We start from the raw sequence: 22402 nt of genomic DNA, 5'->3' as shown, positions 1-22402 counted from the left end.
TCGCGACCGAACGCACCGCTCTTTGGCCACAGCAAGGGAGATCCGGCGATGATCAAGGCATTCGTCGTGGACAATGATCGCCTGCGCATCGCCGACGATCTTCTGGAAAGCAGCGACAAGATCGTCTGGGCCGACCTTATGACCCCGACCAAGGAAGAGGAAACGACCATCGAGACCTGGCTCGGTGTTGCCATTCCGACGCGCGAGGAGATGGAGGAGATCGAGATTTCGAGCCGCCTCTATGTCGAGGACGGCGCCTATTTCATGACCGCCATTCTACCGGCCCAGACCGAAGCCGACGATCCCCTGATGTCGCCGGTCACCTTCGTGCTGGCCGGCAACAGGCTGATCACCGTGCGCTATCACGAACCGAAGGCCTTCAAGACCTTCCCGCTGCGCGCCGAAAAGGTGGCAACCGGCTGCACCAGCGGCGACACCATCCTGATCGGCCTGCTGGAGGCGATCGTCGACCGCCTCGCCGACATCCTGGAGCGCGCCGGCCGCGACATCGAGACGATCTCGCGCGACATCTTCGAAGCAAGCTCGACCAAGGCTTCCAAACGCAACCGCGACTTCCAGGAATTGCTGAAGGCCATCGGCCGCAAGGAGGACATCGCCTCCTCGATCCGCGACAGCCTGATCTCGCTGCAGCGGCTCGCCGGCTTCCTCACCCACGCCTCGACCCAGACCAGGATGAGCAAGGACATCCGCGCCCGCATCAAGACCTTGTCGCGCGATGTGCTGTCGCTCGCCGACCATGCCACCTTCCTGTCGCAGAAGATCAACTTCCTGCTCGACGCGACGCTCGGTATGATCTCGATCGAGCAGAACGCCATCATCAAGATTTTTTCCGTCGCCGCGGTCATCTTCCTGCCGCCGACGCTGGTCGCTTCGATCTACGGCATGAATTTCGACATCATGCCGGAGCTCAAATGGCAGTTCGGCTACCCCTTCGCCATCGGCTTGATGATCATGTCGGCGATCCTGCCCTACTGGTATTTCCGCCGCCGCGGCTGGTTGTAGGGCCCGTCGAAGCTTTCTGTTGTCCGTTCGGCGCGATGGCCTGGCGCAGTAGAAATTACTTGACCAAATCCCGCCCCGCCTGCATCCGGGAACCCCGATCCGTCGCGATCGTACAACCCTGAACCGGATTCCAGACCATGACCGGAAAGAATTCCAGACCATGACGGAAAAGACTTGGGCCTATGAGGACTTCGTCGAGGGCGTCTCCCTCGACCTAGGCACGAAGCTGGTGAGCGCGGCGGAGATCATCGAATTCGCCGGGGAATTCGATGCGCAGCCGATGCATCTCGACGAGGCTGCGGGCAAGGCCAGCATTCTCGGCGGGCTGGCGGCTTCCGGCTGGCACACTTGCGCGATGTTCATGCGCATGCTGTGCGACGCCTTCCTGCTCGATTCGACCTGCCAGGGCGCGCCCGGCGTCGATCAGGTCCGCTGGAAGAAGCCGGTGCTGGCCGGCGACATCCTGAGCGGCACCACCACCGTCCTTGCCAGGCGCCTGTCCAGGTCCAAGCCCCAGCTTGGCCTTGTCACCATGCGCAGCGAGCTTTTCAACCAGCGCGGCGAAAGCGTCTTCGATCTCGAGAACACCGTCATGTTCCTCGCGCGTGATGCCGCACAGGGTCTCTCATGACATTGGACGAGTTCTTCCGCATCGGCGTCACCGTCACACTCGGTTCGCACACATTCGAATCCGAGGCGATCAAGACCTTCGCCAGGAAATACGATCCGCAGGTTTTCCATCTCGACGAAGAGGCAGCGAAGAAGAGCGTGTTCGGCGGTCTGTGCGCCTCGGGCTGGCACACTGCCGCCATGTGGATGAAATTGAACCTCGAGACCCGCATGGAGACCGAGGGCGCCCGCTGGACCGGACCGGATCCCTTGCCCGAATTTGGCCCATCGCCCGGCTTCAGGAACCTCAAATGGCCGAAGCCCGTCTATGCCGGAGAAACGGTGACCTTCACCCGCACGGCGCTTGCGCACCGCCCCATCGCCTCGCGCCCGAGCTGGCGATTGCTCACGCTGCGCTCGGAGGCATTCGATTCGCGCGGCGACAAGGTCATCGAGTTCGAAAGCGCCGTGCTGGTGAAGGTGGGGTAAGGCGTCTCTTACTTCTCCCCTTCTGGTGGGAGAAGGTAAGCAGCGCCTCACCGTCCCGCATCATTGCCCCTCGAACCCGATCAGCGTCCTGACCGGCACGCCGAGCGCTTCGAGTTTCTCGCGGCCACCAAGGTCCGGCAGGTCGATGACGAAGCAGGCGGCGATGATGTCGGCGCCGATCTGCCGCAACAGCTTGACCGCCGCCTCCGCGGTGCCGCCGGTGGCGATCAGGTCGTCGACCAGGATCACCTTTTCACCCGGAGACACGCCGTCCTTGTGCATCTCCATCTCGTCCAGCCCGTACTCGAGGCTGTAGGCGACGCGCACCGTCTCGTAAGGCAGCTTGCCCTTCTTGCGGATCGGCACGAACCCAGCCGAGAGCTGGTGGGCGACGGCGCCGCCAAGGATGAAGCCGCGCGCCTCGATGCCGGCGATCTTGTCGACCTTCTGGCCGGCATAGGGATGCACCAGCTCGTCGATGGCGCGGCGGAAGGCGCGCGCATTGCTCAGCAGCGTGGTGATATCGCGAAAAAGGATGCCCGGCTTGGGATAATCCGGAATGGTGCGGATCGCGGCAAGCAGCGTGTCTTCGAGCGAAGGTTTCATGGGCGGGCTCTCTAGGGCATTCGTCCGATTCGACTGGAAGACGGGAAAGGAATTCCGGCCGATCGTAACCCGGCGCGGCCGACGACGGCTACCGCGATGTGGCGCCTGGAAAGAAAATTGTCCGGACCGGAACCGGCGGGATGCAAAAGCGCGCCTTTCGACGCCCTTTTTGATCTCAGGCTTTCCGTAGCTCAGTGCGCCACGCCGGCCCACACCTTGCGCTTGGTTAGATAGACCAGTGCACCGAATAGCAGCAGGAAGACCAGCACGCGAAAGCCGGTCTTCTTGCGGTCTTCCAGGTGCGGCTCGGCCGCCCACATCAGGAAAGCCGACACGTCGCGGGAATATTGGTCGACCGTCTGCGGCGAGCCGTCGTCATAGGTCACCTGATCGTCGGAGAGCGGGTTGGGCATCTTCAGTGACACGCCGGAGATGAAGTACGGATTGTAGTGCGTGCCTTCCGGTATCTCCATGCCCTCCGGTGGCTGCTCGTCATAGCCGGTCATCAGCGAGTGGATGTAGTCGGGACCGCCCTGGGCGTATTGCGTGAAAATGTCGAAGACGAACTGCGGAAAGCCGCGCGTGACGCCGCGCGCCTTGGCCAGCAGCGACATGTCGGGCGGGGCAGCCCCGCCATTGGCGGCCGCTGCCGCCTGCTCGTTGGGGAACGGCGCCGGGAAATGGTCGGACGGTATGCCGGGACGATCGAACATGTCGCCGGCATCGTTGGGACCGTCATTGATCGTATACTCGGCCGCCAGTGCCTTGACCTGCGCTTCCGAATAGCCAAGATCTTCCAACGTGCGGAACGCCACCAAATTCATCGAATGGCAGGCGGCGCAGACTTCCTTGTAGACCTTCAGGCCGCGCTGCAACTGCGCCTTGTCGTAGGTGCCGAACGGCCCGGCGAAACTCCAGTCCATCTCCTTCGGCTTGTGTATCGGGAAGTGCGTCGGCGCGGCTTCGCTGTGCGCCTCCTCCTGGGCCCTGGCCCCGGTGGTCGCGGCACCAGTGCCTGCCAACATAAGGCCGAGCAGCGCCAGCGAGGTGAGAATCTTCTTCATGCCAAATCCCCTTGAGATTCTCTGCCGCGCCGTAGTCGTCTCGAGCATGATCCTGTCCGGAAACCGGTCTCCACTTTTCGGGATCATGCTTTAGCCCTTGGTTTCCGGTGCGGCTGTCGCGCCGGCCGGATGTCCGCCGCCGCCTTTGTTCTTCTCGAGCACCGCCTCGGTGATCGAATTCGGCAACCGCCGCGGGGTCTCGATCAGGCCGAGCACCGGCAGCGCGACCAGGAAGAAGGCGAAGTAGACCAATGTCGCCATCTGCGCCATGAAGACATAGCTGCCTTCGGCCGGCTGCGAACCCAGCCAGCCAAGCAGGACGGCATCGATCACGAACAGCCAGAAGACCAGCTTGTACCAAGGCCGGTAGACCGCCGAGCGCACCTTCGAGGTGTCGAGCCACGGCACCAGGAACAGCATGGCGATGGAGCCGAACATCGCGAGCACGCCACCGAGCTTGGAGTTGATCGGTCCGATATTGAAGGTGATGGCGCGCAGGATCGCGTAGAACGGAAGGAAGTACCATTCCGGCACGATATGAGCAGGCGTCTTCAGCGGGTCGGCGACTATGTAGTTGTCCGGGTGGCCGAGGAAATTCGGCAGGTAGAAGACGAAATAGGCGAAGACGAACAGGAACACGATCATGCCGAACGCGTCCTTGATGGTCGCGTAAGGGGTGAAGGCGACGGTGTCGGTCTTCGACTTGACTTCGATTCCGGTCGGGTTCGACTGCCCGACCACATGCAGCGCCCAGACGTGCAACACGACGACGCCGGCGATCATGAACGGCAGGAGATAGTGCAGCGAAAAGAAGCGGTTCAGCGTCGGGTTGTCGACAGCGAAGCCACCGAGCAATAGCTGCTGGATCCAGTCGCCGACCAGCGGGACGGCGCTGAAGAAGCCGGTGATGACCGTCGCGCCCCAGAAGCTCATCTGCCCCCAGGGCAGTACATAGCCCATGAAGCCTGTCGCCATCATCAAGAGGTAGATGATGCAGCCGAGAATCCACAGAAGCTCGCGCGGCGCCTTGTAGGACCCGTAGTAGAGGCCGCGGAAGATGTGGATGTAGACGGCGACGAAGAAGAACGACGCGCCGTTCGAATGCAGGTAGCGCAAAAGCCAGCCCGAATTCACGTCGCGCATGATCTTCTCGACCGAATTGAAGGCGAGAGTGCTGTCCGCCGCGTAGTGCATGGCCAGCACGATGCCGGTCAGGATCTGCGCCACCAGCATGATCGACAGGATGCCGCCGAAGGTCCACGCATAGTTGAGATTGCGCGGCACCGGATAGGCGACGAAGCTGTCATAGACCAGCCGCGGCAGCGGCATGCGGGCGTCGAACCAGCGTCCGATACCGGTCTTGGGCGTATAGGTCGAGTGTCCCTCGCTCATCGAAATGTCCCCTCGCCTCAGCCGATACGGATATTGGTGTCGGAAATGAACTGGAACACCGGCACCGTCATGTTATCAGGCGCCGGCCCGCCGCGGACGCGGCCGGCAGTGTCGTATGTCGAACCGTGGCACGGGCAGAACCAGCCGCCGAACTCGCCTTCCTGGCCGAGCGGAATGCAGCCGAGATGGGTGCAGACCTGGACCATCACTATCCAGGCCTCCTTGCCCGGCGCGGTGCGGTTGGCGTCGGTCGCCGGCGCGTCGGCCGGCAGATTGTCGTTGCGGGCGAGCGGATCCTTGAGCTCGGCCAAATTGACCGCTTCGCCGTCCTTCATCTCTTGTTCGGTGCGGTTGCGCACGACCACCGGCTTGCCGCGCCACTTCACGACAAGCGACATTCCCGGCTCCAGCGAGGAGACGTCGACCTCGACCGAGGCCAGCGCCAGCGTCGAGGCGTCCGGGCGCATCTGGTCGATGAACGGCCAGGCGACGGCACCCGCGCCGACCACCGCGGCCATGCCGGTGGCGACGTAGAGAAAATCACGACGGTTGGGATCCTGGATATCGGTTGCGCTCACGGGTGCCTGATCCTTTCGCCTCTTCCGTGCCGGTGGCCGAGCCTTGTCCCCCGCTCATTCACGCCAACCCGACAGCGCATGGCGAACAGGCTAGCGAATTCCTCCGGCATTTGGACTTCGGTTTATGCGTGAAGCCTGTTTTTGTCCAGACGGGTGAAGGCACAAGGGCAGATTGTCGCGGGGACGCAATCCGGCGTCGGCCCGCGTGGCGAAAACGACCGGAAATCAACCGCAAAGCGGCGCCCCCGTATGCCTCGACAGGAGACCCGGCCTCGGTCTATCCTCGGCTCATGGCGCATGTCATCGACCGAGACAAATAGGCCCGGGCGCCCGACCGCTGGCCCCAGCCCTGGCAGGGCGAGTCGCAATGCGGCGCCTACGGCTCCAAAAGCTGCCTGATCTTCAACTATCTGCCGGAAATCGGCGGCGGCCCGCGCCTGCACACACATCCCTATAGCGAAATATTCATCATTCGCGCCGGCACCGGGCTGTTCACCGTCGGTGACCGGCAAATCGAGGCGTCGGCCGGCCAGATCCTGATCGTGCCGCCGAACACGCCGCACAAATTCACCAATCTCGGCCCAGGCCCGCTGGAGACCACCGACATCCACGATAACGGCAGCTTCATCACCCAGTGGCTGGAATAGACCATGATCCCGAACCGAAGGTCCGCGTCAGCGAAAGGTGGAAACCGGTTTTCATGGTCAACTGGAATCTATTTCGCGCCGAGCCTGGCCAGCACGGCCTTGGGAATATTGTACTCCCGGATCACCGCGTCGTGCCTGCGCAAGCCGCACAATTCGCGCTGGATGAAATAGCCGTGGACGGCCTCAGCCGCGTCCTTGAGCAGCCGGGCGCGATGTTCGCCATCGTCGCCATGTTGACGCAATCTCGTCAGCGTTTCTTCCACGCGCCGGCCGGCACGGCCAAGCGCCGCCGCCTTTTCGCCGAGGATTTCATGGCTAAGCAGGTCGAGCGCCGACTCCTGCGCGCCGGACCGTCCGAAATTCGATGGCATTCGCACCGACATGATTCACTCCAGTTTTACAGAGATCCTGGCCCTACTCCGCCGGCCGTGTCTCCTCCAGCACGCTCTCCTCGTGGAACAGGAAGCCGCCGGACTGCCGCTTCCACAACCGCGCATAGAGCCCGTCGAGCGCGACTAGTTCGTCATGCGTGCCTTGTTCGACGATGCGGCCGCCGTCGAGCACCACCAGGCGGTCGAGTGCCGCGATGGTCGACAGCCGGTGCGCGATGGCGATGACGGTCTTGTTCTCCATCAGCCTCTTCAGATTCTCCTGGATGGCCGCCTCGATGTCGGAATCGAGCGCCGACGTCGCCTCGTCGAGTATCAGGATCGGCGCGTCCTTGAGGAAGACACGGGCGATCGCCACGCGCTGGCGCTGGCCGCCCGACAGCTTCACGCCGCGCTCGCCGACAAAGGCCTCGTAGCCCTGGCGACCACGATTGTCGCGCAGGCCGAGGATGAAGTCGTGCGCCTCGGCCTTCTTCGCCGCCGCGATCACCTCGGCGTCGGTTGCGTCGGGCATGCCGAGCTTAATGTTGTCGCGAAGCGAACGGTGGAAAAGTGCTGTATCCTGGCTGACGACGCCGATATTGGCGCGCAGCGAATTCTGCGTCACCTGCGAGACATCCTGGCCGTCGATGGTGATCTTGCCGGCCTCGAGGTCGTAGAGGCGCAGGATCAGATTGGCCAGCGTCGTCTTGCCGGCGCCGGACGGCCCGACCAGCCCGACCTTCTCGCCCGGCCGCACGACGAGGTCGATGCCGTTGAGCACGCCGAACCCCTTGCCGTAGTGGAACTCGACCTTCTTCACGTCAATCCGGCCATCGGTCACGACAAGCTCCCTGGCGTCGGGCGCATCGGTCAGGCCGAGCGATTGCGAAATCAGCGCCTTGGAGTTCTCCAGCACGCCGAGATTGCGCAGGATGCCGTTGAGCTGCATCATCAGCCGGCCGAGCAGCATGTTGAGCCGCAGTACCAGAGACAGCGTGAAGGCGACGGCCCCGACGGTGATCGAGCCTTCGACCCAGAGATAGACGGCAAACCCGGCAATCGTGGTGATCATGATCCCCGAAAGCATCGTCAGCGCCATGCGCACACCGGTCAGCCGGCGGGTGAACGGGCGCAGCGCGTCGAGATAGATATCGAAACCGTTCCTGATGTAGCGGTCGTCGCCGTCGGCGGAGAACAGCTTCAGCGTCTGCACGTTCGAATAGGAATCGACGAAGCGGCCGGTGATCATCGAACCGGCCTCGGCGGTTTCCTCGGCATGCTTGCGGATGGCCGGCAGATAACGTTTTGCCAACCAGCCGAAGGCGGTGATCCAGATCACCACCAGCGCCGCCAGCCGCAAGTCGAGGCCGGCGACCAGCACCAGCGTCGTCACCGTATAGACGACCATGAACCAGACGACCTCGATGAAGGCCTCCATCAAATCGCCGGTCGCCTGCCCCGCCTGCCAGACCTTGGTCGCGATGCGGCCGGCAAAGTCGTTCTGGAAGAAGGCGTAGGACTGGCGCGAGACATGGCGGTGCGCCTGCCAGCGCACCAGATTATAGAAGCCGGGCGTGATCGTCTGCTCGTCGACCAGCGCCGCCAGGCCGACGACGGCGGTGCGGATGACCAGCACCACGGCTGCCATGAAGACAAGTTCGGGGCCGGCGGCAGTCCACAGCGCGTCCCAGCTGCGCTCGCCGGGGAGCTGGTCGAGAATATCGACCAGCCTGCCGACGAAGTAGAACAGCCCGGCCTCGACCAGCGGCGCGATGCCGCCGATGACCAGCATGGCGAAGAAGGCGACCTTCGCCTGGCCGACATAATGCCAGAGGAACCCCCTGACGCTGACCGGTGGCCGAAGGCTCGCAGGCTCCCTGAATGGATAGACCCAGTTCTCGAACCAGCGATAGACGGCAATCATCATTCGGCGGCCATCATTCTGCTGCCATCACTCTGCTGCTTGGCCCCTGACGACGGCATCGTTGGCGGTCACACCGTCGTCGAGCAGGAAGCCGCCGGACTGGCGCTGCCAAAGCTGCGCATAGAGCCCGCCGCTGGCGACGAGTTCCTCATGCGAACCTTCTTCGATGATGCGGCCCTTGTCCATGACGACGAGCCTGTCCATCGCCGCGATGGTCGAGAGCCGGTGCGCGATGGCGATGACGGTCTTGCCTTGCATGAGCTTGTAGAGGTTCTCCTGGATGGCCGCCTCGGCCTCGGAATCGAGCGCGGACGTCGCCTCGTCGAGAATGAGGATCGGCGCGTCCTTCAGCATAACGCGGGCAATGGCGATGCGTTGCCGCTGGCCGCCGGACAATTTGACGCCGCGATCGCCGACATGCGCATCGAAACCCTTGCGGCCGCTGGCGTCCGAAAGCCCTGATATGAAATCGAGCGCCTCGGCGCGGCGTGCTGCCTCGATCAGCATCTCGTTGCTGGCGTCCGGCCGGCCATAGAGGATGTTCTCGCGCACCGAACGATGCAACAGCGAGGTGTCCTGCGTGACCATGGCGATCTGGGCGCGCAGCGAATCCTGCGTCACCGCCGCGATTTCCTGGCCGTCGATCAGGATCCGGCCAGCTTCAAGGTCGTAGAAGCGCAACAGAAGATTGACCAGCGTCGACTTGCCGGCGCCGGAGCGGCCGACGATGCCAACCTTCTCGCCCGGCTTCACCGTCAGCGACAGGCTCTCGATCACGCCCTTCTTTTTGCCGTAGTGGAAGCGGATGTCCTCGAAGCGGATTTCGCCCCTGGTCACGGCAATGTCCTTGGCCCCGGGCCTGTCTTCCACCAGGCGCGGCAGCGAGATCGAGCCGATGCCGTCCTGCACCGTGCCGATGTTCTCGAACAGGGCCGACATTTCCCACATGATCCATTGCGACATGCCCCACAGCCGCAGCACGAGGCCGATGACCACGGCGACGGCGCCGATCGTCACCGCCTGACCGAGCCACAGCCACAGCGAGATCGCGGTCACCGAAAACAACAGCAGCGAGTTCAGGATGTAGAGCAGGCCGTAGAGTTGCGTCACCAGCCGCATCGACCGGTAGACCGTCTCGAGAAAGCCGGCCATGCCTTCCCTGGCGAAGGACGCCTCGCGGCGCGCATGCGAGAACAGCTTGACCGTCTGGATGTTGGAGTAGCTGTCGACGACGCGGCCAGTCATGGTCGAGCGCGCGTTGGCCTGCTCCTCGCCGACTTTGCCCAGGCGCGGGATGAAGTAGCGCAACAGCAAGATATAGCCGGCGAGCCAGCCGGCAAGCGGTGCCGCCAGCCGCCAGTCGGCCGAGCCGACGATGACCAGCATTCCAAGGAAATAGACGACGACATAGTTGAGCACGTCGATGAGCTTGATGACGCATTCGCGCACGGCGAGCGCCGTCTGCATCAGCTTGGTCGCGATGCGCCCGGCGAACTCGTCCTGATAGAAGGTCATCGACTGCTTGAGCAGGTAGCGATGCACCTGCCAGCGGATTCGCATCGGATAATTGCCCATCAGCGTTTGCTGGCTGATGAGCGAATGGAACCAGACCGTCGCCGGCAGCGCGAACACCACGACGAAGGCCATGCCGGCGAGCTTCCAGCCCTCGGTCTCAAGGAATGTCTCGCGATTCTGCGCCGACAGCCAGTCGACGATCCGGCCGAGGAAACCGAACATCCACACTTCGGCAAGAGCGATAGCCGAGACCAGCACCGCATCGAAAACGATGTAGGGCCAGGCGCCGCGCGTATAGTGTACGCAGAAGGCGATCAGCGTCTTCGGCGGCTCGAACGGCTCCTCGGCAGGAAACGGGTCGAGCTTTTTTTCAAACCAGCGGAACATTGTCTTGGTACTCACATGCTTGTTTTTCGCTCACGCGGCACGGGAGCGCACAGCGTCTTGGGAGCGGGTAGCGTCAGGGGTCGGTGCCCCGGAATCACCCGGGCCGTCGATCCTGCTTCGCGCCATATAGGATGTCGCGGGCTTTTCGCCGACAGGCTCGTTGGACGATCCTGACGGCGCTGTGTCGACAACCCTGAGTTTCGCTCCGGTTTTTGCGCCAGGGCGGATCAGCCTGATGATCCGGCGCACCAGCGACGGCCGGCTGCGGTCGGGAACCGCGCGCGAGAAATCGACGTCCGGCAGCATGCCGCGATGCGGGCGCCGACGAACCTCGGCGTGAACCGCCGACGAATAGGTTTCGCCGACCAAAAGCGTCCATGTCGCCATCCTGCGCTCGTGCAGGTTTCTTGACCCGGGAATCTTGCAGGGATCGAACATCGGTCCGTCCTCCATGTGGAAAGGCAGAAAAAAGGGTGAGTCCGGCCGGTTCGCGGGCGAATGGTCAGCGAACGGCAAGGCCGGCGAACACCGGGATTGATTAGAGGCGTGTTCAGGTGGGGCGTTCAGCCCCTTCGACAAGTTGAAAAACATCGCACGATTCCTTCGAAGGCCGAAAAAGGTTTCGGCTAAGAATCGGTGCGATCGAAGTCTAAAAGGTCAGGAGAATCGTCGTACCGAAACCGCCGGCAGGCTGGTAAGCCCACAAGAGGGGCGCTGGATGTACATGATCATCATGAATTACCCCTCCATCGGTTCGGGTTGACAATGCCCGCCATATAACCGACTTCGCAGAAAATGACCACCCGCCAGTCCAGCAATTTCCAAAACCGCGAGACCCCTGTGGCCGATCTGCCACGGATAAAAAACGCGCGGAAATGAACGGCCGTCTCCGCATCGCGCTCTACCAGCCGGATATCGCCGGCAACACCGGGACAATCCTGCGCTTCGCCGCTTGCCTCGGTCTCGGCGTCGACATCATCGAACCGGCCGGCTTCCCGCTTGCCGACCGGGCGCTGAAACGGGCCGGTATGGATTATCTCGAAATGGCGCGGCTTTCCCGGCATGTCGACTGGCATGCCTTCGAGAACTGGCGCAAAGGCGAAGCGCGGCGGCTGGTGCTGCTGTCGACCAGAGCCGCGACCGCCTACACGGATTTCGCCTTCGCCACCGACGACGTTCTTCTGTTCGGCCGTGAATCCGCAGGCGTGCCGGATCCCGTCCACGAGGCGGCGGATGCGCGATTGATCATCCCGATGCAGCCTGGCGCGCGCAGCATCAACGTCGCGCTTTCCGTCGCCATGGTGGCCGGCGAGGCGATCCGGCAGCTTGGATAGGATTTGCAGGCTGTCGGCGGGCGCGGCCATCACGGCCGCTCGCTGGCCCCCGGCTGCTTCCTGGCCCTGGCCGACGACCGCCCCCTCTCCTGTCATTCTCACCCAGGCGCACATCGCCTTCTCCTGCGGTTTGCATGTCCGGTTTGCATGTCCTGGGTTTCTTCGTTACAAGCTCAACCTAACTTGAGGTCAAGCGGAAAAAATTCGAATGGCTGCGGTGACGGAATTGACGGTCGGCCAGGTGGCCATGCGCAGCGGGGTGGCGGTGTCGGCGCTGCATTTCTACGAGGCGCGCGGACTGATCCGCAGCCACCGCACATCGGGCAACCAGCGGCGCTACGGCCGCGACGTGCTGAGGCGTGTGGCGATCATTAAGGTAGCGCAGGAGGTCGGCATCTCGCTGGCCGAGATCGACGCCGCGCTTCAATCGCTGCCTGAAGGCCGCACGCCGACTCGCGAGGACTGGAATCTGCTTTCAACGGCCTGGCGCGACCAACTCGACCGGAAGATTGCCCAGCTGAAGAAGCTGCGCGACGGGCTGACCGACTGCATCGGCTGCGGCTGCATGTCGATCGACAAGTGCCCGCTGAGGAACAGAGAAGACCGATTGAGCGCCCAGGGACCGGGAGCAAGGCGGTTGCTGGTCGCGCGCTAGAGCATTTCCATTTCTCTCCGAGTCACGGAAATGCTCTAGCTCTTTGTTTTTACGCAATTCCGGACGGAAAACCGGTTCCCACTTTTTCTGGAATTGCTCTAATCCGCCGCCGGCAATCGCCTGATGGTGAATTCGATGACGTCGCCCGGCCGCTCGAACCAGCTCTCGATCTCGGTCCAGTAGGCCTGCTTGGGAAAGCGCTCGAACCATTCCTGCGCCTTGAGTCGCGCATCGGAACGCGGCAGCACGAAGGTTTCGCGCAGGAACCCGTCGCGTGGCATGCGCTCGCGTTCGGCGCGCGAGCGGTCGAGCCTCTTCTTCAGGCCATCCAGCGGCGGTCTTGCCGGGGTGCGCACGAAAGAACTCCATTCACACTTGACCCTTGCACCCAAGAGATTAGGGATCGCGCCAGGAAAAGACGAGTCATTTGTCGGGGCACGCGCCCCGCAACCGGAGACAGCATTTGCAACGACCCGAAATAGCGGCGGGGCTGCCGACCGACATCGAACAGAAGAAGATGAAGGCGCGGCTGTGGTTCGAGACGTTGCGTGAACGCATCTGCGCCGCATTCGAGCAGATCGAGCAGGACCTGCGGGGGCCGCTGACCTCATGGTCGCCCGGTCGCTTCGAAAAGACGCCGTGGGAGCGCGACGAGGGCCGCGGCGGCGGCGGCATCATGTCAATGATGCGTGGCCGCGTCTTCGAGAAGGTCGGCGTCCACACCTCGACCGTCCATGGCGAGTTCTCGCCCGAGTTCAGGAAGCAGATGCCGGGCGCCGAGGAAGACCCGCGCTTCTGGGCGAGCGGCATCTCGCTGATTGCGCACCCGTGGAACCCCAACGTGCCGGCGGTGCACATGAACACGCGCATGGTCGTCACCTCGCGCCAGTGGTTCGGCGGCGGCGCCGATCTGACGCCTGTGCTCGACCGTCGCCGCACCCAGGACGACCCGGACACGGTTGCCTTCCACCGCGCCATGCAATTCGCCTGCGAGAAGCATCCGGCGGTGGCCGACCACGCGAAATTCAAGGCCTGGTGCGACGAGTATTTCTATCTGCCGCACCGCAACGAACCGCGCGGCACCGGCGGCATCTTCTTCGACTGGCTGCACTCGGACGAGGACAGAGGCGGCTGGGACGCCGATTTCAACTTCGTCCAGGATGTCGGGCGCGCTTTTCTCGTCGTCTACGGGCATCTGGTGCGGGCCAATTTCAACGACAACTGGACCGATGGCGACCGCGAGGAGCAGCTCATTCGCCGTGGCCGCTACGTCGAATTCAACTTGCTTCACGATCGCGGCACCATCTTCGGACTGAAGACCGGCGGCAACGTCGCCTCGATCCTGTCCAGCCTGCCGCCGGAGGTAAAATGGCCGTAAAATCTCGGTGAGTCGGACGTGAGCCGCAATCACGTCCAAATCGCTGGATCTTGGCGGTGAATGTGGCGCACCGAATTTCTTTTTCGTCTAATATCCATTTGAAAAAACAGGATTAATTCTCCGTTCGGGCCGGGAAACGCCGGCGGTTCTCGCCTCCTCTGGAACCGCGACCCGACGCGACCGGACGGCCCAAAAGTGAGTGGGGCACCCTTCCCAAACGGTGCCCTCATTTTCCAGGAGAGCATGCCATGCGCAAGCTTATTATGTCGGTTGCGGCAGCTGCCGTTCTTGCCTCTGGTGGCGCTGCCTTGGCAGCGGTCAAGCACACCACGGGCACGGTCAAGACCTATGATGGAACGGCCATGAGCCTTGTTTTGGACGACGGATCGACCTTTACGCTGCCCAAGGCCTTCAAGAATCCTGGCCTGAAGGCCGGCGAAAAGGTCCGCGTTTCGTGGGACATGAGCGGCAAGCACAAAATTGCCGAGGCAGTCAGAATCGTGAAGTGACAGCCTGCCCGCAGGAGCAAGACGAAGCTATGTCTGGTCTTGCTCAGGGGTAGCGTCAAGAGGGCGGAGCAGCGATGCTCCGCCTTTTTCGGTCTTTGCCGCAACCAAAGCCCGTTCAATCGTGTTATGTTTGCTTCCCCGTGCATGACCCGAAAACCGAACCGGTTTCCGACAGGGATCATGCGTCGATCACAGGTGCTGGAGCTTCCCGCGTACAAGCGGCGCTCCAAGGAGGAAAAGGGAGAAATCCGATGAAGGAATTCCACTGCGGCTCACTCGTACCGGGTTGTGACTGGCATACGCGCGCCGACGAGGAAGCCGAAGTCATGCGGCGTGCGGTCGAACACATGCGCGAGACGCACGGCGAGACGATCATCCGCGAGACGATGATCGAAGCCATCCGTTCGCGTATCGAAAAGGCCCGCGACGCCGCCTGATCTGCCTAATTTTCGAGTGCTTGTGCGGCGCGCTTGAGGAGCGCGCCGCGAGCGAGCGCAAAGCCGGATTCGACCCACTCGTTTTCAAGGTTTTTCAGGATTGCGCCGAGCTTCGGCCCGGGCGCCGCGCCAAGCGTCGTCAGATCGGCGCCCTTGAGCGGAAAGCCGGGTTTTTTCCACTTTCCGGCGAAAGCCAGCAGGCGCGAGAAGCTGCCGGCTTCGAGCAGCGCGTCATTGTCCTCGATCGCGCGGGCCCGGGCGGAAGCGAGCGACAGCCGCAAGCGATCGACAAAGCCCTGACGGTCGCCACGATAGAGCCGTTTTGCGAATTCCGCCTCGGTCGTCTTCGGCTCGACGGGCACTGTCAGCGCCCACTGCCTGAGGCGGCCGGCTTCGCTGACGGAGAATCTCAGCCGCTCGGCGAGCGTCTTCATCCGCGCGGCGTCCGGCGGCACGATTGCTTCCAGCCTGAGCAGCGGCTCCGGCGTCCAGCCCAGATCCTTCTCGGCCCTGGTCAGCGCATGGATCGAATCGATGCCCCATTTCTCGCTCTCCGGCAGAACGCTGGTGAGCACGCCGGCTTGGCGCATCCACAGCAAGGCGCGCGACGGGTCGGGGGCCGACAGCAGTTTCTTCAGCTCGGACCAGACGCGCTCGGCCGACAGTTGGCTGAGCCCACCCTTGAGCCGGGCGCAGGCCTTCAGACCTTCGGCATCGGGCCGGCCGTCGCCATACCAGGCGAAAAAGCGGAAAAAGCGCAGGATGCGCAAATAATCCTCGCGGATGCGGGCTTCCGGATCGCCGATGAAGCGCAGCCGGCGCGCCTCTATGTCGGCGATGCCGCCAACCAGGTCGACGATCGTGCCGTCGGCCTCGGCATAGAGCGCGTTGATGGTGAAATCGCGCCGTTGCGCGTCGGCCTTCCAGTCGCGCCCGAACGATACTTTTGCCCGCCGCCCGTCGGTCTCGACGTCGGCACGCAGCGTCGTCACCTCGAACGGCTTCCCGCCGGCGACAATCGTGATGGTGCCGTGCTCGATGCCGGTCGGCACGGCCTTGAAGCCCGCCGCCTCGGCGCGGCGGATGGTTTCATCGGGCAGGCAAGTGGTGGCGATGTCGACGTCGGCGACCGGCTGGCCGATGAGCGCGTTGCGCACCGCGCCGCCGGCGACACGCGCCTCCTCGCCGCCGTCCGCAAGCGCCGCCAGCAGGCGCTGCAGGTGCTTGTCGCCGAGCCACTCGGCCCTGCCAGCGAGCGACACGCCGCCGCTCACGTATAGAGCCTCTCATAGAGCGTGCGGATGATGCCGGCGGTGACGCCCCAGATGCGCTGGCCGCCATAGGGCATCTCGTAGAAAAACCATTCGAGATCGTTCCACATGCGGCTGTCCCTGCTGTGATTGGCTGGGTCCATCAGGAAACGCAGCGGCACTTCGAACGCGGCGTCGACCTCATCGGAATTCAGGGCCAGCGAAAAACCCGGCCGCACCATTGCCAGCACCGGGGCGATGCGATAGCCGCTGCCGGCGACATAGTCGGGCATGCGGCCGATGATCTCGATCCGGTCCTGGGCGAGCCCGATCTCCTCGAACGTTTCGCGCAAAGCCGCCGCTTCCGGGCTTGGATCGGTCGGATCGATCGTGCCGCCGGGAAAGGCCACCTGCCCCGAATGGTTGCGCAGCTTTTCCGCCCGCTTGGTGAGCAGAACCGTGGCGTCGCGTCCGTGATCGACCACCGGGATCAGCACGGCGGCATCGCGTAGCGCCTCGGCGGACTTCAAACGCGGATGGCCGGGATTGAAGCGGTGGTCGCCATAATCGTCGGCGGCATGCGCCAACGGCTGTGCCGCGACGCGTGCGCGAAAATCCTCGGCGGAAAACGGTGTCGGCGTCACCTGGTCCATCACGCGCTCAGCCGCTGCAGTTTTTCCGCCGGCATGATCGGATAGACCGCGCCCCTCGAGCGGACGGCGAACATCTGTCTGCCGCCGACCTCGATCTCCTCGCCATACTCGACCAGTTCGTACATGACCGGCCGCGCCACCAGCGCTTCCAGCCGCCCGCGCACCAGCACATAGGGTTTCAGGCCACCGGTCGCGTCCTCGTCGACGAAGCGCAGCGGATGGTCCGGCCCGGCCTCGACCACGTCGCCGACATTGGTGCGGAAGGTGATGACCTGACCATCGCCGGCGCCGGAAACGCCCATTTCGACGGCAATAAAAGGCGCATCGACGACGCGGATGCCGACCTTTTCGACCGGCGTCACCAGATAGGTCTTGCCGTCTTCGTCCTTGCGCAGCACGGAGGAAAAAAGCTGCACTAGCGGCATGCGGCCGATCGGCGTGCCCAGGTAGAACCAGGTGCCGTCCTGTCTGATCTCCATGTCGAGATCGCCGCAAAAGGCCGGATTCCAGCGCTCCACCGGTGCCGGCCCCTTGCCCGCGCGGGCGGCACGCGAGATCAGCGCTTCGAGCCCGTGCGCCTCGGTGGCGGCCGTCAGACTCGCTTCAGGATCGTCGGCGCGTTCTGTCATGGTCACGAAATAGTCACTGTTGTTCCGCTTGTCAGCCTAAGTCTGTGATTTAAGTTCAAAGACAGGCGCCATGCCAGACCGAATCGCGGCATTCTGCGGCGTCGAGGGTGCAAGCTGGTATTTCCAACGAGAAGGATCGATGCTGCATGAGCGTGATCATCAAGGAAAGCCCGATCAGCGAAGAGGACATGATCGCCCAGGCCGAGACAGCGCTGGCCGACATTTCCAGGGTTCGCGATGGCATCGGGCGCGTCATCTTCGGCCAGGAAAGCGTCGTCGAACGCACGCTGGTGGCGCTGCTGGCCGGCGGCCATGCGCTGCTGGTCGGCGTGCCCGGCCTCGCCAAGACCAAGCTGGTCGAGACGCTGGGCATCGTGCTCGGCCTCGATTCCCGCCGCATCCAGTTCACGCCCGACCTGATGCCGTCCGACATTCTCGGCTCCGAGGTGATGGAACAGGACGAATTCGGCAAACGTTCCTTCCGCTTCATCTCCGGGCCGATCTTCGCGCAGCTGCTGATGGCCGACGAGATCAACCGCGCTTCGCCCCGCACCCAGTCGGCGCTGCTGCAGTCGATGCAGGAATACCACGTCACCATTGCCGGCGTCCGTCACGACCTGCCAGCGCCCTTCCACGTGCTGGCGACGCAGAACCCGCTGGAGCAGGAAGGCACCTATCCGCTGCCCGAGGCGCAGCTCGACCGCTTCCTGATGCAGGTCGACATTCTCTATCCGGAAATCGAGGCGGAGCGCCGCATCCTTCTGGAAACCACCGGCATCGAGGACGCCAAGGCGCAGAACGTGCTGCAGCCGGCGCGGCTGAAGGAGATCCAGACCCTCATCCGCCGCATGCCTGTGCCGGAAAGCGTCGTCGACGCGATCCTCCAGCTGGTGCGCTCGGCGCGCCCCGGCCAGGGCAATGCCGAGACCGACAAGCACGTCGCCTGGGGCCCGGGCCCGCGCGCCAGCCAGGCGCTGACGCTATGCGCACGCGCCCGCGCGCTCTATGATGGACGGCTGGCGCCGTCGGTCGACGACATCAGAGCGCTGGCCGAGCCGGTGCTGCAGCACCGCATGGCGCTGACCTTCGCCGCCCGCGCCGAGGGCACGACCGTGCGCGATGTGGTGGCGAAACTGGCAAAAGGGATCTGATGGCGCGCATAGGCGAGGCACAGGCACCGGCAGCGACGCGTGACGCGCTCGCCCGCGGCCGGTTGCGCGCTTCGCTGGTTCCGGACCTGCTGGTCGAGGCGCGCCGCATCGTCAACACGGTGATCGCCGGCTGGCACGGCCGCCGCAAGCGCGGCATTGGCGAGAATTTCTGGCAGTTCCGACCCTATGTCGAAGGCGATTCCTCGCGCATCGACTGGCGCCGCTCGGCCCGTGACGACCACACCTATGTGCGCGACCGCGAATGGGAGGCCGCCCATACGGTGTGGCTGTGGGCCGACCCCTCGCCTTCCATGCTCTACAAATCGGCCGGGGCCACCGTCTCGAAGGAATCCCGCGCGCTGGTGCTGGCGCTGGCCATGGCCGAGCTTCTGTCGCGCAGCGGCGAGCGTATCGCCTGGCCCGGCCTGACCGATCCGTTCACCGCCCGCAACGGCGCCGAGCGCATCGCGGCGCAGCTCGCCCATGCCGGCGAGCTGCCGGCAAAGCCCGACCTGTCCGGCATCCGGCGCTTTTGCGACATCGTCATCGTCAGCGATTTCCTCGATGCGGTCGAGGACACCATCGCCTGGCTCGACGTGCTCGCCCGCCACGGCGTGCGTGCCCATCTGATCGAGGTCGCCGACCCGGCCGAGGAGAGATTTCCCTATGCCGGCCGCACCGAATTCACCGACCCCGAGACCGGCGACAAGCTGACCGCCGGCCGCGCCGAAACGCTGGGCGATGAATACCGCCTGCTTTACACCGCCCGCCGCCAGGAACTGGCCGCCTGGTGCAAGCGGCTCGGCTGGAGCTTCACCGTCAACCACACCGACCGCCTCGCCTCCGAGGCGCTGGTGCGCGTCCACATGGCGATGACCGTCGATGGCAGCTCGACCGGGAGGATCAGCGCATGAGCTGGCTGCCGCTCTCCTTCGGGGCGCCGATGGTGCTGTGGGGGCTTCTGGCCCTGCCGGTGATCTGGTGGCTTTTGCGGTTCACCCCGCCCAAGCCGCAGACCGAGATCTTCCCGCCGCTGAAGATCCTGGCCCGCGTGATGAAGCGCGAGGAGACGCCGCAGCAGAGCCCGTGGTGGCTGACGCTGCTCAGGCTGCTGATGGCGGCCCTTATCGTTGCAGCGCTGGCCGAACCTGTCTTCAACCCGCGTGAAAAACTGCCGGCCGAAGGCGCCGCGCTTGCGATGGTCATCGACAACGACTGGGCAAGTGCCGCCGACTGGGGCCAGCGTGTCGCCACCGCCGAACGGCTGATCGCCGACGCTAGTTCCAACGACGTGCCCGTCATCATCGCCTTCACCGCCGAAAAGCCGAACGCCGAGATCGGCCCCTTCGACGCCGCCGCCGCGCTCGACCGGCTGCGCGCGGCAAAGCCGCGGCCGATCCCGACCGACCGGCCTGCCGTCTACGCCCGCGTCGCGGCGACCCTGGAGACTTTGCCGGGCGCCAGCGTCGCCGTGCTCGCCGACGGCCTGGCGGCGGAAGGCGACGAGGCCGCCTTCAACACGCTTCTGTCGAAGAACGCCGCGCGCGTCGTCTGGGCCGTTTCCGGCCGGCCTACCTTGATCGGCCTGACCGGCGCCGACAATCAGGTGGACGGCTTCGAGCTCACCGCCATCCGCGCGCCGGGCGATCCGGCGCCGGCCCAGGTGACAGCCGGCGCCTTCGACGACAAGGGCCGCCGCATCGCGGACGCCACGCTGACCTTCTCGCCCGGCGAATCCACCGCCACCGGCACGATGGCGGTGCCGTTCGAATTGCGCAACGACTTCGCCTCGATCGCGCTCGACGGCGAGCGGCAGGCCGGCGCGGTCCGCGTGCTCGACGAAAGTTCCAAGCGGCGTCGCGTCGGGCTGCTGTCGCAGGCCGAGGCCGACCAGGCGCAGCCGCTTTTGTCGCCGCTGTACTACATCCGCCGCGCGCTGCAGCCATTCGCCGATCTGGCCGAACCGTCCAGCGCCGACCTTGCCGACGCAATCCCGCAGCTCCTCGACCAGAAGCCGGCGATGATCGTCATGGCCGATATCGGCACCATTCCGGAGCAGGTGCGGCAAAGGCTGGTCGACTGGCTCGACAATGGCGGCACGCTGGTGCGGTTCGCCGGCTCGCGGCTGGTCGCCGCCGGCAATGACGACGATCTGCTGCCGGTCAGGCTACGCACCGGCGAGCGCTCGCTCGGCGGCGCGCTGTCGTGGACGACGCCGCAGCCGGTCACCGATTTTCCGAAGACCGGCCCTTTCGCTGATCTCGCTCCGCCCGCCGAGGTCACCGTCACCAGGCAGGTGCTGGCCGAGCCGACGCCTGATATTGTCGAACGCACCTGGGCCACGCTTGCCGACGGCACGCCGCTGGTGACCGGGATGAAGAAGGGCAAGGGCACGCTCGTCCTGTTCCATGTCACGCCGGAGGCGACATGGTCGAACCTGCCGATCTCCGGCAGCTTCGTCGAGATGCTGCGGCGCATCGTGCAACTGTCGCGCAATCAGGGTGCCGCGGTCGCCAACGCCGAAGCCGCCGCCACTTCGCTGGCGCCCTACCGCATGATATCAGCCGAGGGCACGCTGGTGCCGCCGACGCCGGATGCGCGGCCGCTGGTGCCGGGTGCCGGCCCGCTGCCGGTGACGTTCGAGAACCCGCCCGGCCTGTACGGCTCCGAGACCGGCGTCTTTGCCCACAATCTGCTCGATGCCGAAAGCAGCTTCGCACCGCTGGTCCGCCCCCAGATCACCGTGCCGGTCACCACCGTCCAGTACGCTTTCGATGAATCGCACAATTTGAAGGGTCCGCTGGTGGCGGCAGCCCTTGTGCTGATGGTGCTCGATACGCTGGCAGTGTTCTGGATGGGCGGCCTGTTCTCGCGCCGACCCCGCCGCGCCCGCGCTGCCGCAACCACCGCCGCCCTGCTGATTGCGCTCGGCGCCTTGGTCGGCCACACCGACATCGCCCGCGCCGACGATGCCGAACCTGGCGACGCCAAACCCGGCGACGCTCGGGCGATCGAGGACATTTCGAAGACCCGGATCGCCTATGTGCAGACCGGCGAACGGAGCGTCGATTCGATCAGCCAGGCCGGACTGGAGGGCCTGACCCGCTTCCTGATCGAGAAGACCGCGCTCGAGCCGGGCGCGCCGGCCAGCGTCGATATCTCGAAGGACCAGCTGTCCTTCTACCCCCTGATCTACTGGCCGATCGACCCTGCCGCGCCGATGCCAAGCCAGGCCGCGATCGCCCGCGTCGACGCCTATATGCAGCAAGGCGGCACGGTGCTGTTCGACACGCGCGATCAGTTCGCCACCGGCATCGACGCGGATTCGGCCAGCCCGGCGACGGAGCGGCTGCGCGACATCCTCGGCAATCTCAACGTGCCGCCGCTGGAGCCGGTGCCGTCGGACCACGTGCTGACCAAGTCCTTCTACATCCTGCCTGAGTTTCCCGGACGCTTCGCCGGCGGCCCGCTCTGGGTCGCGGCGTCGCTCGAAGCCAGCAACGTCGAGAACCGCCCGGTGCGCACCGGCGACGGCGTCTCGCCGATCATGATCACCGCCAATGATTTCGCCGGCGCCTGGGCGGTCGACGAGAATGGCGACCCGCTTTTGCCGACCGTGCCGTCGGACCCGATGCAGCGCATCTATGCGCTGCGCGCCGGCGTCAACATCATGATGTACATGCTGACCGGCAACTACAAATCCGATCAGGTGCACGTGCCGGTGCTGCTCGAACGGCTGGGGCAGTAAGATGAGGCTCTTTGTCGCGCTCCCTACGCGGATCAACCCGCCCAACTTGGGAG

Annotated in this window: 23 protein-coding genes and 1 pseudogene; 12 read left to right on the top strand and 12 right to left on the bottom strand. The window is 64.4% G+C overall.

Going from position 1 to position 22402, the window contains the following annotated elements:
* Positions 1-48: 48 nt before the first annotated feature.
* The 3 genes from corA (at position 49) to AC0NID_RS12880 (ending at position 2121) form a co-directional block, all read left to right on the top strand.
* Complete coding sequence (corA, locus tag AC0NID_RS12890; protein ID WP_473455967.1) at positions 49-1023, top strand: magnesium/cobalt transporter CorA; 975 nt, start codon at positions 49-51, stop codon at positions 1021-1023.
* Between the two features lie 160 nt (positions 1024-1183).
* Positions 1184-1654, top strand: coding sequence for a MaoC family dehydratase (locus tag AC0NID_RS12885; protein ID WP_473455968.1), 471 nt, complete (start codon positions 1184-1186; stop codon positions 1652-1654).
* Positions 1651-2121: a MaoC family dehydratase gene (locus AC0NID_RS12880; RefSeq protein WP_473455970.1), complete on the top strand. Its 471-nt coding sequence runs from the start codon at positions 1651-1653 to the stop codon at positions 2119-2121. The genes AC0NID_RS12885 and AC0NID_RS12880 overlap by 4 nt, the downstream gene beginning before the upstream one ends.
* A 60-nt stretch (positions 2122-2181) precedes the next feature.
* Here the strand turns inward: AC0NID_RS12880 and AC0NID_RS12875 are convergent, their stop codons facing one another.
* The 4 genes from AC0NID_RS12875 to petA all read right to left on the bottom strand — a co-directional run bounded on the left by AC0NID_RS12875 (position 2182) and on the right by petA (position 5761).
* Positions 2182-2727 (bottom strand): adenine phosphoribosyltransferase, encoded by a 546-nt coding sequence (locus tag AC0NID_RS12875; RefSeq protein ID WP_473455971.1) that lies wholly within the window; start codon positions 2725-2727, stop codon positions 2182-2184.
* A gap of 191 nt (positions 2728-2918) precedes the next feature.
* Positions 2919-3791 carry a cytochrome c1 gene (locus AC0NID_RS12870; RefSeq protein WP_473455972.1) on the bottom strand — a complete coding sequence of 291 codons (873 nt, stop codon included), beginning with the start codon at positions 3789-3791 and terminating at the stop codon, positions 2919-2921.
* Positions 3792-3881: 90 nt separating this feature from the next.
* The gene (locus AC0NID_RS12865; protein ID WP_473455973.1) at positions 3882-5183 is read right to left on the bottom strand and encodes a cytochrome b; all 1302 of its coding nucleotides are present in this window, start codon (positions 5181-5183) and stop codon (positions 3882-3884) included.
* Positions 5184-5200: 17 nt separating this feature from the next.
* Positions 5201-5761: a ubiquinol-cytochrome c reductase iron-sulfur subunit gene (gene petA / locus AC0NID_RS12860; RefSeq protein WP_473455975.1), complete on the bottom strand. Its 561-nt coding sequence runs from the start codon at positions 5759-5761 to the stop codon at positions 5201-5203.
* Between the two features lie 290 nt (positions 5762-6051).
* Between petA and AC0NID_RS12855 the strand changes: the two are divergent.
* Positions 6052-6408 (top strand): annotated as a pseudogene (locus tag AC0NID_RS12855) (cupin domain-containing protein).
* Positions 6409-6476: 68 nt separating this feature from the next.
* Here AC0NID_RS12855 and AC0NID_RS12850 read toward each other — a convergent pair.
* Genes AC0NID_RS12850 through AC0NID_RS12835 form a run of 4 tightly spaced genes read right to left on the bottom strand, consistent with a single transcriptional unit; the run spans position 6477 to position 11043 of the window.
* The gene (locus AC0NID_RS12850) at positions 6477-6791 is read right to left on the bottom strand and encodes a DUF6665 family protein (RefSeq protein WP_473455976.1); all 315 of its coding nucleotides are present in this window, start codon (positions 6789-6791) and stop codon (positions 6477-6479) included.
* A gap of 31 nt (positions 6792-6822) precedes the next feature.
* Positions 6823-8706, bottom strand: a complete 1884-nt coding sequence (locus AC0NID_RS12845) for an ABC transporter ATP-binding protein (RefSeq protein WP_473455977.1) — start codon at positions 8704-8706, stop codon at positions 6823-6825.
* Between the two features lie 24 nt (positions 8707-8730).
* The gene (locus AC0NID_RS12840) at positions 8731-10605 is read right to left on the bottom strand and encodes an ABC transporter ATP-binding protein (protein WP_473456048.1); all 1875 of its coding nucleotides are present in this window, start codon (positions 10603-10605) and stop codon (positions 8731-8733) included.
* Between the two features lie 30 nt (positions 10606-10635).
* Entirely contained in the window at positions 10636-11043 is a 408-nt protein-coding gene (locus tag AC0NID_RS12835; protein WP_473455978.1) for a hypothetical protein, read from the bottom strand.
* A gap of 437 nt (positions 11044-11480) precedes the next feature.
* Here AC0NID_RS12835 and AC0NID_RS12830 point away from each other — a divergent pair, with 437 nt between their 5' ends.
* Together AC0NID_RS12830 and soxR are read left to right on the top strand one after the other, a co-directional pair.
* Positions 11481-11939: a tRNA (cytidine(34)-2'-O)-methyltransferase gene (locus tag AC0NID_RS12830; protein ID WP_473455979.1), complete on the top strand. Its 459-nt coding sequence runs from the start codon at positions 11481-11483 to the stop codon at positions 11937-11939.
* 208 nt (positions 11940-12147) lie between these two features.
* A complete protein-coding gene (soxR, locus tag AC0NID_RS12825; protein WP_473455980.1) occupies positions 12148-12594 on the top strand; it encodes a redox-sensitive transcriptional activator SoxR in 447 nt (148 codons plus the stop codon).
* A gap of 98 nt (positions 12595-12692) precedes the next feature.
* Here soxR and AC0NID_RS12820 read toward each other — a convergent pair whose 3' ends face one another.
* Positions 12693-12950, bottom strand: coding sequence for a hypothetical protein (locus AC0NID_RS12820; RefSeq protein WP_126034398.1), 258 nt, complete (start codon positions 12948-12950; stop codon positions 12693-12695).
* A gap of 107 nt (positions 12951-13057) precedes the next feature.
* Between AC0NID_RS12820 and hemF the strand changes: the two genes are divergently transcribed.
* The 3 genes from hemF (at position 13058) to AC0NID_RS12805 (ending at position 14918) form a co-directional block, all read left to right on the top strand.
* Entirely contained in the window at positions 13058-13972 is a 915-nt protein-coding gene (gene hemF, locus AC0NID_RS12815) for an oxygen-dependent coproporphyrinogen oxidase (protein ID WP_473455981.1), read from the top strand.
* Between the two features lie 248 nt (positions 13973-14220).
* Positions 14221-14481 (top strand): DUF1344 domain-containing protein, encoded by a 261-nt coding sequence (locus AC0NID_RS12810; RefSeq protein ID WP_473455982.1) that lies wholly within the window; start codon positions 14221-14223, stop codon positions 14479-14481.
* A gap of 251 nt (positions 14482-14732) precedes the next feature.
* Positions 14733-14918: a DUF1059 domain-containing protein gene (locus AC0NID_RS12805; protein ID WP_126034401.1), complete on the top strand. Its 186-nt coding sequence runs from the start codon at positions 14733-14735 to the stop codon at positions 14916-14918.
* Between the two features lie 5 nt (positions 14919-14923).
* On the opposite strand, the gene AC0NID_RS12800 is transcribed toward AC0NID_RS12805, so the two are convergent.
* From AC0NID_RS12800 to AC0NID_RS12790, 3 genes are read right to left on the bottom strand one after another with little or no spacing between them, the layout of a single operon-like run.
* Positions 14924-16192 carry a CCA tRNA nucleotidyltransferase gene (locus tag AC0NID_RS12800; RefSeq protein WP_473455983.1) on the bottom strand — a complete coding sequence of 423 codons (1269 nt, stop codon included), beginning with the start codon at positions 16190-16192 and terminating at the stop codon, positions 14924-14926.
* Entirely contained in the window at positions 16189-16821 is a 633-nt protein-coding gene (locus tag AC0NID_RS12795) for a CoA pyrophosphatase (RefSeq protein ID WP_473455984.1), read from the bottom strand. The genes AC0NID_RS12800 and AC0NID_RS12795 overlap by 4 nt, the downstream gene beginning before the upstream one ends.
* Positions 16821-17450, bottom strand: a complete 630-nt coding sequence (locus AC0NID_RS12790) for a DUF1285 domain-containing protein (protein WP_473456049.1) — start codon at positions 17448-17450, stop codon at positions 16821-16823. Before AC0NID_RS12790 ends, AC0NID_RS12795 begins: the two co-directional genes overlap by 1 nt.
* A gap of 146 nt (positions 17451-17596) precedes the next feature.
* Here AC0NID_RS12790 and AC0NID_RS12785 point away from each other — a divergent pair, with 146 nt between their 5' ends.
* The 3 genes from AC0NID_RS12785 to AC0NID_RS12775 are packed head-to-tail and all read left to right on the top strand — an operon-like array spanning position 17597 to position 22349.
* Positions 17597-18601 carry an AAA family ATPase gene (locus AC0NID_RS12785; protein ID WP_473455985.1) on the top strand — a complete coding sequence of 335 codons (1005 nt, stop codon included), beginning with the start codon at positions 17597-17599 and terminating at the stop codon, positions 18599-18601.
* On the top strand, positions 18601-19515 hold the full coding sequence (locus AC0NID_RS12780) for a DUF58 domain-containing protein (RefSeq protein ID WP_473455986.1): 915 nt from the start codon (positions 18601-18603) through the stop codon (positions 19513-19515). Before AC0NID_RS12785 ends, AC0NID_RS12780 begins: the two co-directional genes overlap by 1 nt.
* Positions 19512-22349, top strand: coding sequence for a DUF4159 domain-containing protein (locus tag AC0NID_RS12775; RefSeq protein ID WP_473455987.1), 2838 nt, complete (start codon positions 19512-19514; stop codon positions 22347-22349). The genes AC0NID_RS12780 and AC0NID_RS12775 overlap by 4 nt, the downstream gene beginning before the upstream one ends.
* Positions 22350-22402 lie beyond the last annotated feature (53 nt).

The sequence above is a fragment of the Mesorhizobium sp. WSM4821 genome (genome assembly GCF_055901555.1).
Note: the sequence above shows the minus strand (reverse complement) of the source record. Positions and strands in the feature narration are given on the sequence as shown.